The following is a 15,348-nucleotide window of genomic DNA, read 5'->3' on the forward strand; positions in this document are numbered from 1 at the left end:
TAGACCTTCAGATCCTCAAGTTCCTGATATCCCATTAGTACCTGGTATTCCTGTTGATCCCACTGATCCTCCCGTTGGTGAGTTGTGTGATGATTTTAATGTTTACCCTGATTGGACGCGTGGTGATCATGCGACGAAGGGTGACATTATGGTGCACAACAATATTGCTTATGAGGCCGTGTATTGGACCCAATCCTTGCCCGGCAGCGATGGTTCATGGGATCACCATACCAATTGTGATGGTACCCCACCTGGCGCAGCGCCGCTTTTGTCACTGCCGAATCCGTTGGATCCGGTGAGATTGGAAGTGGCTGGATGGCCCAATACTTTGGTTGTTGCCAGTCCTGGCACCTCGGCTCCTAGCACGACAGTCGTTGACACTGTAAGCAGTGGGGAGTTGCACGATATTGAGAAGTTGACCGCTAGCTTTATTACTTTGCTGCAAGCCAGTGAAAAAGTATCGGCTACATCCATCATCATTAAAGGCGATGTACTTGATAAAGCGATCAAAGACAAAGGACAAAGTCTAGGCACGATTGCCGTTAAAGAGGCGCTCACTAAAGCAGTAGTAGAAACGGGAATTCGAGTCGATCTGGATAAAATAAACGCCTTGTCAGATGACGCCAAAGGATGGGCTAATGCGTATAACTTGGTGATCTCGACAGTGGCCTCGCAAGCTACGTTTGGTTGGTCTCTAAGTATCGGTGACTTTGCCTTTAACAAACATTCTGGTCGTCAATCTGTTTGGGATAAAGCATCTAGCTCAATGGCTGATACGTTAAGCGGGTTTGGTTTATATGATGCGAAATCCAATTACAAAGCGGATTTTCTGGTTTATACCAAGTCAGACAAAACCCAAGCATTGAATAGCGAGCAATGGCACAACGCTTTGGAACATATCAAGCAAGTGAGTGACTATGTTCAGGCTCCCGCCATGCTAGCGGATATTCCGACAGAACAAGCTACTATGTACTTTATGGGAAGCACGGCGAGTGAACGTCAGCTTCGTAAGGCCGCTTATAACAACGTGTTTGCTGTCTTGTTTAAGACCGATAGCGCCGAGTTAACCAGCAAAATTGAAGAGTATCAAAATGCCAAGGTACCGCTTTATTATGTTGGCGATGAAAATCACGATGGCCCACTCACCGTTATCGATGAGCTGAACCGCCAATTGTTAGCGGCTGAAAATGTGATGGATAATGAGGCATTTTTGTATGAAACGCCCCAATCACAATGGGTGCCATCCACCGTTTATAAATGGGCAGATTTCCTTGATGGTTTGAATGCCATGCACAACGTGGGTGTTGCTGGCAATAAGTTCTGGCTAATTGATGAAAATGCAGATGATGAGACTAACATTAAATATGCAAAAGTCGCCATTGCTGCATTCTTGGCGCAGAGCATGCAAGAAACTATTCGTTACAATGCCTGTGATGAAAACAACTGGTCTGAAGTAAGATGGGGTGCTCCAGCTGACTATCCGATGTCTGCAAGTTGTGGTCAACTGGGTCAACGCTATGCTGACTATGGTGTCAATCCCATATCTGGCTTGGATCACGCATACTCTTGTCCACGTGATAATAAGATGGAAGTGAGTGCGCTGACCCATGCCAAGTGGTACGGCGCCCCCGCCCCGGTCTTTGCTGCGCCAGACGCGGTACTGGAAGAACGTGGATTGCTGAAGAATGGATCCGCTGGTCGCTGGACGAATGAAGGCCACTGTAACCAAGTTCCAGAGACAATCGACACCTCCAAACAAGTTTGGGAACGTGACGAATGTAAAGTTTACGTAGGCCAAAAGGCGGGTAAATTTATTTGGGACGGCAGCAGTCAAGAGAGCGTACAAGGTTGCGGCTGGTGGGGACGCGGTGTCATTCAAACGACTGGAAGACAGAATTTCGGAACCCTCAACCATTATCTGGGCAGATCTCACGTCGATCCGCAAACCATTGGTAAAACCATTGATGGAGTAAGGGTCGAAGCACCGCCTGCTAATCCTCTGTACGCAGGCTTGGATTTTTGCTCTAACCCGGGACTGATTTGTAGCTCAGAAGAGAACAAAGAAATTAAATGGATTGCAGGCCTCTTCTATTGGGTAACATCTGTGCAGGCTTACCCTGATGAAGGTGGGCAGTACCCAGGTTGGAACTACTTCAACGAACTCAAGAAGTATGTCAATAATGGGATGAAAGGCACTCAGTTTATTGATGATGTTTCTGGCATCGTTAATAGAGGATGTCCAAACCTGACCTGCGATACGGGAGAGGTTCATAACGTTAAAGAACGTCGTGATAATTTCTATAAAGTATTAAGACTGTTAGGTTTGAACCCGCAATAACACTGATAGTGATAAATAAAAAATCGCCAGCCATGTGATCATGGCTGGCGATTTTTTTCGTGATTACTGATGATGAGCCGTCACCCGACATTCCTTACCTGATTTAGGAATATAGCTGTCTCTTGATCAGATCTTGATCCCCGAAGCCATCATCGCTTTGGCGGCAATAAAACCGTCCAGTTTACTTTGCCGTGTTTGCCAGCCTCCCCAGAGTGAGCGCCAGCCTGCAATCCCTGTTCGCTTACTATCCATCCGTCATTCCGCACCTAATTTTTGCATTTTAAATGGTGATGAAGTTCACACAGCCAGGATTGAATTGAGAAAACCAGTGACTTCACTCATGTTGCCACGTAACAATGTTCTGTTGGGTAGCAGTTCACATCATTTCACGGGGGGCGAAAGAATGAATCTGAGCATTTTAGTTTTTATTCCAACCTCAACTGCCAACACCTCAATGTTGCAACTTGCTGTGAACGTGTAGGCATCATCGCCGAAAAAAAATCCCCAATCAGGTGCGGAATGTCGGATCCATTGAAATGATTGGGGAAATGATTGGGACACCCACCTTTTTCCAGCCAAAAAACCGTACCCCCACCTTTCGAAGCAAGCCTCAAAAAACAAAAAAGAGGAGTGTCCCAGATTATTCTCCCCGTTATTTCCTCAGTTTTGTGGTCCTATCAGTTTATAGGCTGGCGATGCAGCGATTTGCTCGGAAGGTGGGGGATTAATTTCCTATAAATATCAAAATGAAAGACCTGCCCCCGTTTTCCTGCAGCGATTTGCTCGGGAGGTGGGGGCTTAATTTTCTGTAAATATCAAAATGAAAGACCTGACCCGTTTTCCTGACAAAAGAGAGTAATAGATCAGAACGGCCGATCGCCGTCAAGCACTGAAAAAACCAAAATTAGGTGCGGAATGACGGTTCGAAGCAAGCCTCCAAAAACAAAAAGGTGGGTGTCCCAGATTTTTCAAATTAAAGACGTGAGCCTGTTTTTTATTCAACCCCCTCAATAATCATGTAATCCTTTGCGCTGGGCTACGAGTAATTCAGAATTAAGAGTCTTAACTCTATTAATGTTTGTTTTTAATGAGGGGTCAATAAAATCAATTATAGAGTCTAAGTTGTTTATTATTTTTACTAATTTTTCATTGCTCGTTTTATGAACGTCTTCAATATCAGACTTTTTATTCAAAGTCGACATTCCCATCCATTCTTTTTCGAAATAATCAACTATATTCGAAATGCATGTAAAGTGTGAGTCACTTTCTTTATATCCATTAAGGATTAATTCATTATTTAGTTTTTTTATTTCAACTTTCATGGCTATCAGTTGACATGAAACTTTATTATCTAATGGAAGGTTGTTAATGGCTGCGATCAAAAATTGCTCAGTCTTGTTATCACCTGCCAACCCTTTATCCAGTAATATTTGTGCTAACGTAAAAAGCTCAGTGATTATATCAACGACAATCTTGCCATTCATATCATGGTAAAATGTTTTGCTATGAGCTATTTTTACAAAAAAATCAAAATGTATTTTAGCTATCGTGAGTGTATGTTTTAGCTCCCTTATAGGTCTGACTCGTTCTTGATGTAAATTAAATTCTTCTAGTTTAGTATTCATGATATTTAAACCATGGTTCGCCTCTTTTATACCAGCAGAAAGTATCTTCTTTAGATTGCTTAGGGATTTTAACACTATCAAATACCACCATGTGTGTTTAAAAAATTACATATCGTTATAGCATAGGTGTTCGCTGTGATACTTAGTTACAGGGAAGTATCTTAATTTTATAAGTGGTTGTTTTTCAGCTTGTTTTGTGTAAAGCTTGGGTTGTGCAGCAATAATCAAATCTTGCGCTACTCATTAACGTAAATGACTCAAATTTTCAATTTCATGACTTTGGTGCAGTTAGCCACATTGTTATACCTGAAAGTACAAGAACTGGGCCTGCTATATAAGTGACGTAAACACCAACATAAGATACGGTTGCCCAAATAAGACAATAGATAGCTAGTGTGACAAAAAATGTTATTGAGGATTTGTTATGTAACCATTGTTTCATTTTTTATGTGTCCTTTATTTTTTTGCGTAAAATGTAAGTAATCTTTTAGGCTGGCGATGCAGCGATTTGCTCGGAAGGTGGGGGTCTTAATTTCCTGTAAATATCAAAATGATAGACCTGCCCCGTTTTTCCTGCGACCATTTTTAAAGTAATTAGCTATTAAATCAAAGACCAACAGCTCCTAGAGTGGGGCCTCACAACTAGGGCACTTAATATTGATTGGTTGCATTGGCATCGTGGAGTGATAAGTCCAATGTTCGCCGTTTTTTATTAGCCTGTGATTACAGTTGTAGCAATGATTGTAGACTATGAAAAGATCGCACTCGGTACATTGATACCACAGCTTACTCTTGTTGCTTTGAGTGTGCTCAACCTTACGTAATGCCGTAGAGCCACACCCTATGCAGAAATTGTAATTTCTCACATCGTCGTCAGCGCCTCTATTATCAACTTCGTACTGCAAAAACATACCCATCATTCTCTGCATCTCATCGCCATGCTGGTGAGAAATTAGAGGGTTCAAACAAATCGCACCAAATTGATGGGGTTGTTCACGCGGATCCCATTCAAAAAGCTTCAATTCTCCAAGATAAGACACCTTCCCCCATTCTTGAGGTGATACTGGCCCTTTAGCCTCTGTCACGGCTTGAGTTGTTGGGTGCAAAATAAATACTGCATTCTTACTACCCTCTGAATAGTCCTTTCGTAACGCAAGACTTTTAACAACCTCGGTTAGCCCCCCCTGCTGGCGCATAAATCCATCTGAATAAAACTTTGCATCAAGCACCACCTTTTTTTTAGTTTGACTGCCGTCTTTTGCTTCAAAGGTCATATCCAAAACAAAGTCAGGAAGTTTGCCATTCTCTAAGAGTGGCTCATAAAATAAATTAACATTTCGCTTTGCATGCAAGTTAGTAAACTGGATTGAGGTATTGCTTGATTTATTTTCTAATATTTTAAGAAGCTTGCGCTTCCATCCTGCTTCAGGTGTGAATCTGAATTGATATTGCAGAGCCTTGATTAACTGTAACAAACACCATCGCTCGTATAACAAGGGGATATTGACCAACCCAATTCTATCTATTGTTTCCAACGACATAAGTATGTCTTCGTTTGTTAAGCCGACCTGCTCTTTGAGTTTCTTAAAGCCTGTATGAACACCTTGATAATTTGGATTCTGAACAAATGTCATTGAGTTGGGAAATGTACTTTTGGGTTTTATCCCTAATGCAATTAGCTGTTTGGTGAGCTCCTTGATCTGCTTTTCTTTAGGTTCAAGATGTTTACGAACATAAAATACATTCTGTTGTTGCTCATTGAAGAACTTCTTACGATTTGCTATGGAAGCTCGCTCCTTATTCTGCTCTTCTAAATCTTGGTTGGTCAGTAGCATTTTCCAATCACTCTTACCCAATGCTACAGCCATTTTCTCCATATTAAGAAACTTTTCACGTTTACGCTTAAGCCATTGCGGTTCACCAATAATCTCTATTGAGGAAATGTATTCGATAGAAAGTACGGTACCTTTACCACCAGCAACAAGGCGGTTTCTCATGTAAGCAGTCAGCTTGTAGTCGGTGTAAGCCTGAAAAAGAGTCTCATATCTACCATCAAGTTCAATGGACGAAAATTTAAAGCCAGGAAGAGGCTGCCATTCTTGAGTCTCTTCTGATTTGCACGAACAAAAATATGAACCATATTTACTTTGATTTTCAATTCGCAGATACCAAATATACGCTAAAGAGAGGTCACCGTGGGATGGCGCACCAGAATTAATCTCAAGTAGCTCTTGCCCCAGCTCTAAATTGATATAATAAAGATTTTGCTCCAACTTGGCTTTCTTGTAGTCTCTAACAACTAAATCACGATTAACCGTCTTATAATCTTTCAAACTGGCTAGACGCTCATCGAGTTTTCTGAGGTTATTTGCCAATCGTTCGGTTTTACTCTCTGCCACCCTACAAAGCTGTGACACAATCCGATGCGTAGCAAGTAATGCATAAAGTAGATAACTATTCTCAGCTACATTAAAATTGGACGTTGTGCCTCGGCTTGTTAGATGTTTGGGGCTACCTTTAGTAGCAATTTCCATAAAGGTGCGAGGTACTGGTTTTACAGCCATACGAGGTTTGAGAACTTGGATCCCACGCAATTCAGACTTCGGTTTCTTTAGAACATTTCGACCATAACTTAATATCGAATCGACTAAACTAAGTGTAGATTCACCCACACTACCCATCATACCCTGCTTAGCCTCGCCCTGAATATAGCTGCTCTCGTCTAAAACTAACTCCCACATATCGGACTTGAAGTCGATCAGATACTTCTCGAGTTGTTCTTTCGAAGAATCCGTTAGTGTAATGTGTAAATCTAGGCGTTGCTTTCCTATCAGAAAAGAAATAAACCCAGCGGTGCGATGAGTATTTGTCACCCAAGCTTTGATCATGGCGTTCCACTCTCCAGGCTCGATCCACCACTGCTTGCCCGTTTCAGGATGAACCACTTTTTTCAACGGAATAGTCGTGCCGTCAGCAGCAAGAATGACTGGAGGGCTTGTTCTTCTACGATCAGTATACGTAATCGCCAACTGAGAGAAACGGAGTTCATCTACTTTTGGATAGATCGTAGTACATGCTACATATCCACCAGCCGACTCTTCTTCAAGTGGCAACGTATATTGGGACTCTATTAGCTCAAGCAGTGTCGATTTATCATGCCAGCGAGTCTCAATGTACCTTACTTCAAAACCAGCAGCGATCATCATTATGCCCAGTAATTCACAACATCATCGTTAGCTTTGGCAGAGCTTGCTATCTCCTTGATAGCTTCAAGTGCAGAAAACTCATCTAACACCGCCAACCCCAATAACTGTTCCTCTATTTGTGTTAAGAACACACGCTCGATATGAGTAAGCTTGTCTGTATTGCCGATGGGCTTTGAGCCATCAAAGGTGAACTTAGGTAATACTTTGTGTAGCAAAAAGTTGTTTAGGATAAGCAAATCATCCTGATTAATGTCTCTAAACAGTGCTCGGTAGTTTAGGCCTTGCCTGATGGTACGCATGCCAAATTCTACACCTAGCGGATGAAAATGCTCCTTATTTAACGTAGTAAACAATCGGCAGAACTCATCTGCAGGCGAAAAAACAGGATAAGGTTCACGTATCCCCAACTCATCAACTGTTAAACGAACTGGCTTTGTAACATCACCTAAACCATAACTTTTGATTTCTTGTTCAATCGCATTCCAATCGGTCAGCAAAGGACTTTTAAACTTCATGATATGGGCGCGGTCTAGAATCTTTGGTGACAGGTAATGTGTCGTTTCGTCAATGTTAATCGCCCCGATAATTCTTACATTGTTTGGAATAGTAATTGTAGATGGGATGCCAATAACACCCGCTAGCATTCTTCTTACATCACCGTGATACTTAATCAGCGAATCCTTGTCACTAAAGCCAAATGCACGTTTCATCTCAGTGTTTATGTCTTCATCCTGCATCAGTGAAACAAAATCAACGATACCATTCTTGTTGTATTTATCTTTGGCGCCACTGATGATTGAAACTACACCACGCAGCTCTGACAACACATGTGCCGCTTCATCATCTGAATACAACTGAATTTCAGGCTGCTGCTTACGCTCTTCTAACTTAGATAGAAAATCGGCAAAGTAGTACTCTACGCGAGCAAGGTTCATCTCATCTAGGCAGATGAAATAAGGTATTTCAGGATTTTGGTTTGCCTCTAGTAATGCCTCTAAGAAAGGAGTGGCAAGATATTTTTTCTCTAGAGGGTTGTAATAACCTAAAAGATCTTCAGAACTAGTCCAGTTCGGTTTAACAGGTATAATTTTAGCTACCCCGCCTACGGCTTGAGCAAAAGACGTCACTAGGCTCGTCTTACCTGAACCTGAGTCACCGGCAAGGATGACCAAGTCATTTGTTCGAATGAGGGTTAAGTAGTTATCGATAATATGGCGAGAGTAATATTGCCCTTGATCTCTTAAGTATGCCTGTAAGTAAGATGTAAGTTGCGAATAGTCAGATTCAAAGTCATCGACAAAGCTCAAACCACCAACAGCATTATCATCAGCTTGCTTCTGCCCCGACAATTCAGCATAAACATCCTCATCGATAAACTCGAACTCTTTTAGAAAGCCCGCTTTTTTCTCAATGTATTTTTTTAGTTTCTCTATTTTTTTGCTCATTTCATCTTCGATTTTATGTTGTTTTTCCATGATTGCGTTAAGTGCTGACTGTTCTAGCTCTATATTGTATTTAACTATTTTTTGCTCAGCTTCAAGCTCTGAAAGTTTGCTCTGCAACGCTTCTCTTTTGGTTTTCAATGTGGTTAGTTTACTGTCTATATCTTCAGTCTGGACAGTTAAACTCTTCTGTAGCTCTTTATATTCAGTTTCTATCTGTTCAATTTTATAGCGAGCATTTTTTTCTGCGTCTCGCGTCTCACTTTCTAACATTGTTAGAAAATGTCGATAAATATGGTCTGATATGAGGGTTGATAGATCAGATTGCATGACCTCGTCAGTGCTAAACTTAGGTAATTCAATAAGTAACTCGACACTGGAAGGATTGATAGAAAGTAAAAATGGATTATCTTTAAGTTTGCGTTGTTGAGTAGATGCTAATTTTAGTTCGCATCTGATAAATGCTGAGTTTTTACCATTAAGGATAGTTTGTGCATCTTTGGGAGGTAAAAATACACCTGATTGAAGTTCCCTACTGTTTGGAAGGGGATACTCAATAGGTTCATTAGTTTGGAGCAATTTTGCTTGTTTGATACCAGACCAATTACCCTGTGTGTTGATCTCTAGCCGTCCCCAAACTTGAATTTTTTCATTTTTAATATCCCAAGCATCAAATAAGCGTAGATACAAATCTTTGTCATCAAGTCCCTTTGCATAACTTTTATCATAAGTAAGCTTCTTCTCTTCCATTTTATTTATATGTACCTAAATCAGATAATTAGTACGCCCACCTTTCGGAGCAAACCACTATCAAGCTAATGACCGCCACAATGCGGGTGAGTTCAATCGAGCTGAAGCCAGAAATAGTCGGCGAGTAACGATGATGGGGTTCAAATATTTCATTTTGACTTTGGCAAAAAATCCTTACCACCCACTTTACTGACCGCAACACACCCCTCTATCTGGTTCGAGCTAAACTGTGGCGGTTGTTATTTAACCAGCGGCAGATAAGCGCCATCATCCTGCTAAACGATCGGTAATGGATACCCGCTTGTCACTCGCCGATTTTCTTCAGACAAGGCTACCGCCCCTGAGTGACAGCTCCCAGTCTGCTGCTGTTAACCTGCGAGCTAGCCACTATCGCTACCATGGTGTTCTCCCCAAAGAGGGATGGTCATTTGGCTATGTTAAAGGGGGCGTTGGCGCGTTGAAAAGTGTGTTTTGGCCGAAATTTGTTCTGGATCAACAAATTAGTCATCGGTTTTGCTTTGGGTGATCAACTCATTTGGCAGGGAATGCAAAGCCGCCCTCACCCCGGCCCTCTCCCGGAGGGAGAGGGGGCAAACAGCCGGGAGCTGCAAGTGGGTGCAAGCGATATAACAAGAAAGGGAGCCGGTCAGGCTCCCTTTTACGTGGCTATATGAACTGGCATATCAGGGCCACAAACAACTGACCCTATACCCGACCTTAGCGGTTGGTTGCAGCCTTCATCCCTTCCACAAACTCTTTCAGACGAGTGAGCATATGCTCCGGGTTGTTTTGGTGGGTCTCGATGATCTTCACCACGGCGGAGCCGGAGATGGCACCGGCGGCGCCAGCCTTGATGGCTTCACGCACCTGAGCCGGTTCGCTGATGCCAAAGCCAAGCAGGGTGGGGGGGGCGTTGAACTCGCGCAGGGTATTGATCAGCCCCTCCACCGGCATGCCGGCCTTGGTCTCGGCCCCGGTGACGCCAGCGCGGCTCACCAGATAGGTGTAACCATTGCCCAGCTCGGCTACTGCCTTGAGCGTCTCGGCATCGCCATTGGGCGGGGCGATAAAGATGCTGTCGATGCCGAACTTGTCGGCGGCCGCCTTGTAGGGGGCGCACATCTGCACCGGCACGTCGGCCACCAGCACCGAATCCACCCCCGCCTGCTGGCACTTCTCATAGAAGCCGTCGATCTGGCGCACATAGACCAGGTTGGCGTAGACCAGCAGGCCAATGGGCAGCTGCGGGTACTTGGCGCGGATGCGGCCAAGCAGCTCGAAGCAGTTGTCCGGGGTGGTGTGGCTGGCAAACGCCCGCAGGGCTGCGCCCTGAATGGTGGGGCCGTCTGCCACCGGATCGGAGAAGGGAATGCCGAGCTCGAGGGCATCGGCGCCCCCTGCGACCAGTGCATCGACGATGGCCAGCGAGAGTTCAGGAGTGGGGTCACCCAGCATCACGAACGGCACAAAGGCGCCCTGATTGGCTTCATCCAGACGGGAGAAGAGTTGTGCGTAACGGTTCATTTGCAGGTTCCTTCTTTCTCAAAGCTTTCTGTTTCCAAGATATCGGCAACGGTGAAGATATCTTTGTCGCCACGGCCGGAGAGGTTGACGATGAGCACCTGCTCTTTTTCCGGTTCATTGCGGGCCATCTTGAGGGCGTGGGCCAGCGCGTGGGAGGACTCCAGCGCCGGGATAATCCCCTCGGATTTGGCCAGCTCCTGGAAGGCGTCCAGCGCCTCCTTGTCGGTGATAGAGACATACTCGGCGCGGCCGATGGCGGCCAGGTGGGCGTGTTGCGGGCCGACGGAGGGGAAATCGAGCCCCGCCGAGACGGAGTAGGACTCCTGAATTTGGCCCTGATTGTCTTGCATCAGGTAGGAGTGCATGCCAAAGAAGACCCCCTTGCTGCCGTGACCGAGCGGCGCGCCGTGCTCGCCACTCTCGATGCCATGACCACCCGGCTCGACGCCGATCAGACGCACCGACGGCTCATCGATAAAGTCTGCAAACATGCCGATGGCATTGGAGCCGCCGCCGACACAGGCGATCACCGCATCAGGCAGCCGTTCTTCTTTCTCGAAGCACTGGGCCTTGGCCTCTTCGCCGATCATCTTCTGGAACTCCCGCACGATGGTGGGGAAGGGGTGCGGGCCGGCGGCGGTGCCGAGCAGGTAGTGGGCCGACTCGTAGTTGGCGGCCCAGTCGCGCAGCGCCTCGTTACAGGCATCTTTCAGGGTGCTGGAGCCGGAGTGCACCGGGATCACGGTGGCCCCCATCAGCTTCATGCGAAAGACGTTGGGCTTCTGGCGCTCGCAATCCTTGGCACCCATATAGACCCGGCACTTGAGGCCGAGCAGGGCGCAGGCCAGTGCAGTGGCGACGCCATGCTGACCGGCGCCGGTCTCGGCGATGATCTCGGTTTTGCCCATCCGCTTGGCCAGCAGCGCCTGACCCAGCACCTGGTTGGTCTTGTGGGCGCCGCCGTGCAGCAGATCTTCACGTTTCAGATAGAGGCGGGTCTTGGTGCCCTTGGTCAAATTGCGGGTCAGGGTGAGCGGGGTCGGGCGACCGGCATACTCGGTCAGCAGCTCCTCAAATTCGGCGACAAAGGCCGGATCCTCCTTGGCATCGACGAAGGCTTTTTCCAGCTGGAGCAGAGCAGGGACCAGAATTTGCGGTACATACATACCGCCAAATTCACCAAAAAACGGGTTGAGCAGGGTCATGATTTTTTCCTTATACCTGGAGTCGAAAACGGAGCATAAATTACGAAACAGTGATTCAGTGGCGGCCTCACAGGGCGCGCTTACAGGTTGCGCAGGGCGGCAAACGCGGCCGCCAGCTTATGCGCATCCTTCTGGCCCGGGGCACTCTCTACCCCGGAGTTGAAGTCAAGGCCGAGGCAACCAACCTGCGCCGCCTGCAGGGCGTTGTCGGGATTGAGCCCCCCTGCCAGCATCAGTTTGCTTTTGTCGAGATGGGCCAGCAGGGCCCAGTCGAACGCCTGACCTGTGCCGCCGCTCTGGCTGCCTACTTTGGTATCGAGCAGCAGGCGATCCGCCGGATAGTCGAGGGCGGGCAGCGGCTCGCCGCTCTCTTTGCCAACAGAGACGCCGACCGCTTTCCAGATCTGGCAGCCCGCCGGCAGCAGGGGGCGCAGGGTGTCGATATAGGCGGCGTCTTCGTCCCCGTGCAGTTGCACCGCGGCGAGGCCAAGCGCATCCACCGTCTTGGCGATGGTGGCAGGCTGGGCGTTGCGAAATACCCCCACATAGGCGAGCGGTGCACCCGCCATCACGGCACGGGCGGCAGGGATGTCCACATAGCGCGGGCTTTTGGAAACAAAGATCAGGCCGCCAAACACCGCGCCCGCCTGATGGGCGGCGGCAGCGTCGTCGGCGCGGGTCAAGCCGCACACCTTGTTCTGACCCAGTACCAGCTTGCGCACTGCCGCTTCCAGATCTTGCTCGGCCATCAGGGATGAGCCCACCAGAAAGCCCTTGGCGTGGTGGCGCAGATCCGCCACCTGAGCGCGGTGGTTGATGCCGGATTCGCTGATCACCACCCGATCTGCAGGGATGTCGGCCGCCAGTTGTTTGGTGCGGTTGAGATCGACGCTCAAATCCCGCAGATCCCGGTTGTTGATGCCAATCACCGGCGCCCCCAGCGCGATGGCGCGGGTCAGCTCCTCTTCATTGCTTACCTCGGTGAGTACGCCGAGGCCGAGCGCCTTGGCCACCGCGAACAGGGCGCGATAGCCCTCGTCGGTGAGCACCGAGAGCATCAGCAGGATGGCATCCGCCTGATAGTGGCGGGCCAGATAGACCTGATAGGGGTCAATCATGAAATCCTTGCAGAGCACCGGCTGGCTGACGCGGCCGCGCACCCGGGGCAAAAAGGCGAAATCCCCCTGAAAGAACTGCTCGTCGGTCAGTACCGAGATGGCGGTGGCGTATTTGCCATAGATGTCGGCGATGGCCTCCGGGCTGAAATCATTGCGGATCAAGCCCTTGGAGGGGGAGGCCTTCTTGCACTCCAGAATAAAGCGGGTTGAGCCTGCCTTTAGGGCGCCAACGAAATCCCGATCGCTGGGGGTCAGCGCGCTCTGGAAGCTCTCCAGCGGCTGGGCCAGCTTGCGGGCGGCAACCCACTCCTGTTTGGCCGCCACGATCTTGCCGAGAATGGTCTGGTTGATGGAGGCCATGTTCAGAAAAGCATGGGGGGCAATAAGGTCTGACATCTCGTTATCCTTGCGAAGCTGCGAACTGCCGCTCGGGAGTTCTGCATGAGTGCCCTGTGGGCGTTCTGAATGACTGCTGTGCAACGTGGTGGCTGGCATCATGCCTCCTGATGGCCCGCTTCCTGATGGCTCAACGTAGCCAGCCTAGCGGCGAGCTCAGCCGTCTTGCCGCTCGCCAGCACCGCCAGCACCTCGGCCGCCGCGTTCTTGAGATCGGTCGCCTTGCCCGCCATCAGCAGCAGCGGCGCCACGTTGGCGGCGATGGCGGCGTTGTGGGCCGGGGTGCCACGCCCCTCCAGAATGGCGGCGGTGATGGCGCGGTTCTCTTCAGGCGCCCCACCCTGAATGGCGCTGACCGGATAGGTCTCGAGGCCAAAGTCAGCCGGGGTGATCATAAATTCGCGGATCTCGCCGTCACGGATCTGGGCCACCTGGGTCGGGCCGTGAATGGCAATTTCGTCCAGCCCGGCACCGTGCACCACCATACCGGTTTTCAGCCCCAGTGCCAGCAGGGTTTCTGCGATGGGGCGCACCAGCTCGGGGGCATAGACCCCCATCAGTTGATAGGTGGGGCGAGCGGGGTTGATAAGCGGCCCCAGCACGTTGAACAGGGTGCGGGTCTTGAGGGCTTGGCGCACCGGCATGGCGTGGCGCACCCCAGCGTGGTACTGGGGCGCGAACAGGAAGCAGATGCCGAGCTCATCGAGACAGCGGCGCGCCTGCGCCGGGCTCATATCGAGCTTGATGCCCATTTTGTCCAGCAGATCGCTCGAACCCGACTTGCTCGAGACCGAGCGGTTGCCGTGCTTGGCCACGTTCAGGCCGCAGGCGGCGGCGACCAGCGCCGAGGTGGTGGAGACGTTGATGGTGTTGAGGCCATCGCCACCGGTGCCGACGATGTCGCAAAATTCGTAGTCCGGACGCGGGAAGGCGCGTGCTTCCGCCAGCAGGGCCTCGGCGGCACCAGCGATCTCCTCCGGGGTCTCCCCCTTGATCTTGAGGGCGGTCAAGAGACTTGCGAGCACGATGGGATCCGCTTCACCACGTACCACCTGGCTAAAGGCGTCACGGGCGGCGTCGCGAGTAAGAGAGTGACCCTGATAGAGGGTGTTGAGATGTTGATGCATGTTGGTCTCCTTACCTTAACGCACACTGCTGGCTGGGCGGGTGATATGGGCGAGGGCCTGGGTCAGCAGACGGGCCCCTTCCGAAGTCATGATGGATTCCGGGTGGAACTGGAAACCCAGCACCCGCTCATCCTGCTGCTCGATGGCCATGGGCATGCCCTGATAGTGGGCAATCACCGTCAGCTCTTGTGGCACATAGGTGGCGACCAGCGAGTGGTAGCGGGCTACCGGCAGCGGGCTAGGCAGACCGGCGAAGGCGCCGTGGCCGTTGTGCTCAATCAGCGAGCGCTTGCCGTGGACGATCTCGCCCGCCGCGCCGACGGTGCCGCCGTAGGCTTCGCACAGAGCCTGATGGCCGAGGCAGATACCGAGGATGGGCACCTGACCACGGGCCAGTTTGATGAGATCAATCAGGCAGCCCGCCTCGTGGGGAGCGCCCGGGCCTGGGGAGAGCACCAGCACGGCATCCCCTTCTGTGGCTGCGATCTCGCTCATGATGCGGCTCGCCGGCAGGCTGTTGCGGTAGATCCGCACCGGATAGCCGAGGGAGCGGAATTGATCTACCAGGTTGTAGGTAAAGGAGTCGAAGTTGTCGAGCAGGAAGATATTAGTCATGG

Annotated in this window: 9 protein-coding genes; 1 reads left to right on the forward strand and 8 read right to left on the reverse strand. The window is 49.2% G+C overall.

All coding sequences use genetic code 11. The annotated features are described in order from the left end of the window. Positions 1-2,338: cellulose-binding domain-containing protein (locus BN1125_RS04990; protein ID WP_042011146.1), on the forward strand; the 2,338-nt coding region annotated here is incomplete at its 5' end. A 1,007-nt stretch (positions 2,339-3,345) separates the two neighbouring features. Here the strand turns inward: BN1125_RS04990 and BN1125_RS04995 are convergent. The 8 genes from BN1125_RS04995 to BN1125_RS05030 form a co-directional block, all read right to left on the reverse strand. After that, positions 3,346-3,963 (reverse strand): hypothetical protein, encoded by a 618-nt coding sequence (locus BN1125_RS04995; protein WP_042011032.1) that lies wholly within the window; start codon positions 3,961-3,963, stop codon positions 3,346-3,348. A 623-nt stretch (positions 3,964-4,586) separates the two neighbouring features. After that, positions 4,587-7,169, reverse strand: a complete 2,583-nt coding sequence (locus BN1125_RS05000; RefSeq protein WP_052446073.1) for a nuclease domain-containing protein — start codon at positions 7,167-7,169, stop codon at positions 4,587-4,589. Then, the gene (locus BN1125_RS05005) at positions 7,169-9,361 is read right to left on the reverse strand and encodes an McrB family protein (protein ID WP_042011033.1); all 2,193 of its coding nucleotides are present in this window, start codon (positions 9,359-9,361) and stop codon (positions 7,169-7,171) included. Before BN1125_RS05005 ends, BN1125_RS05000 begins: the two co-directional genes overlap by 1 nt. Before the next feature lie 717 nt (positions 9,362-10,078). Continuing rightward, complete coding sequence (gene trpA / locus BN1125_RS05010; RefSeq protein WP_042011034.1) at positions 10,079-10,885, reverse strand: tryptophan synthase subunit alpha; 807 nt, start codon at positions 10,883-10,885, stop codon at positions 10,079-10,081. Further along, positions 10,882-12,090, reverse strand: coding sequence for a tryptophan synthase subunit beta (trpB, locus tag BN1125_RS05015; protein WP_042011035.1), 1,209 nt, complete (start codon positions 12,088-12,090; stop codon positions 10,882-10,884). Before trpB ends, trpA begins: the two co-directional genes overlap by 4 nt. 80 nt (positions 12,091-12,170) lie before the next feature. Further along, positions 12,171-13,703: a bifunctional indole-3-glycerol-phosphate synthase TrpC/phosphoribosylanthranilate isomerase TrpF gene (gene trpCF, locus BN1125_RS05020; RefSeq protein WP_042011036.1), complete on the reverse strand. Its 1,533-nt coding sequence runs from the start codon at positions 13,701-13,703 to the stop codon at positions 12,171-12,173. Further along, entirely contained in the window at positions 13,703-14,731 is a 1,029-nt protein-coding gene (trpD, locus tag BN1125_RS05025; protein ID WP_042011037.1) for an anthranilate phosphoribosyltransferase, read from the reverse strand. The genes trpCF and trpD overlap by 1 nt, the downstream gene beginning before the upstream one ends. A gap of 15 nt (positions 14,732-14,746) precedes the next feature. Further along, the gene (locus tag BN1125_RS05030) at positions 14,747-15,346 is read right to left on the reverse strand and encodes an aminodeoxychorismate/anthranilate synthase component II (protein WP_042011038.1); all 600 of its coding nucleotides are present in this window, start codon (positions 15,344-15,346) and stop codon (positions 14,747-14,749) included. Positions 15,347-15,348 lie beyond the last annotated feature (2 nt).

Origin of the sequence: Aeromonas fluvialis (genome assembly GCF_000819885.1) — a bacterium.
Classification (GTDB): domain Bacteria; phylum Pseudomonadota; class Gammaproteobacteria; order Enterobacterales; family Aeromonadaceae; genus Aeromonas; species Aeromonas fluvialis.

What these genes read in the sequence shown, in the direction of transcription:
- BN1125_RS05005 (WP_042011033.1), bottom strand. Translation starts at nt 9,361, where the DNA reads ATGGAAGAGAAGAAGCTTACTTATGATAAAAGTTATGCAAAGGGACTT.
- trpB (WP_042011035.1), bottom strand. Translation starts at nt 12,090, where the DNA reads ATGACCCTGCTCAACCCGTTTTTTGGTGAATTTGGCGGTATGTATGTA.
- BN1125_RS05000 (WP_052446073.1), bottom strand. Translation starts at nt 7,169, where the DNA reads ATGATGATCGCTGCTGGTTTTGAAGTAAGGTACATTGAGACTCGCTGG.
- trpA (WP_042011034.1), bottom strand. Translation starts at nt 10,885, where the DNA reads ATGAACCGTTACGCACAACTCTTCTCCCGTCTGGATGAAGCCAATCAG.
- BN1125_RS05030 (WP_042011038.1), bottom strand. Translation starts at nt 15,346, where the DNA reads ATGACTAATATCTTCCTGCTCGACAACTTCGACTCCTTTACCTACAAC.
- trpCF (WP_042011036.1), bottom strand. Translation starts at nt 13,703, where the DNA reads ATGCCAGCCACCACGTTGCACAGCAGTCATTCAGAACGCCCACAGGGC.
- BN1125_RS04995 (WP_042011032.1), bottom strand. Translation starts at nt 3,963, where the DNA reads ATGAATACTAAACTAGAAGAATTTAATTTACATCAAGAACGAGTCAGA.
- trpD (WP_042011037.1), bottom strand. Translation starts at nt 14,731, where the DNA reads ATGCATCAACATCTCAACACCCTCTATCAGGGTCACTCTCTTACTCGC.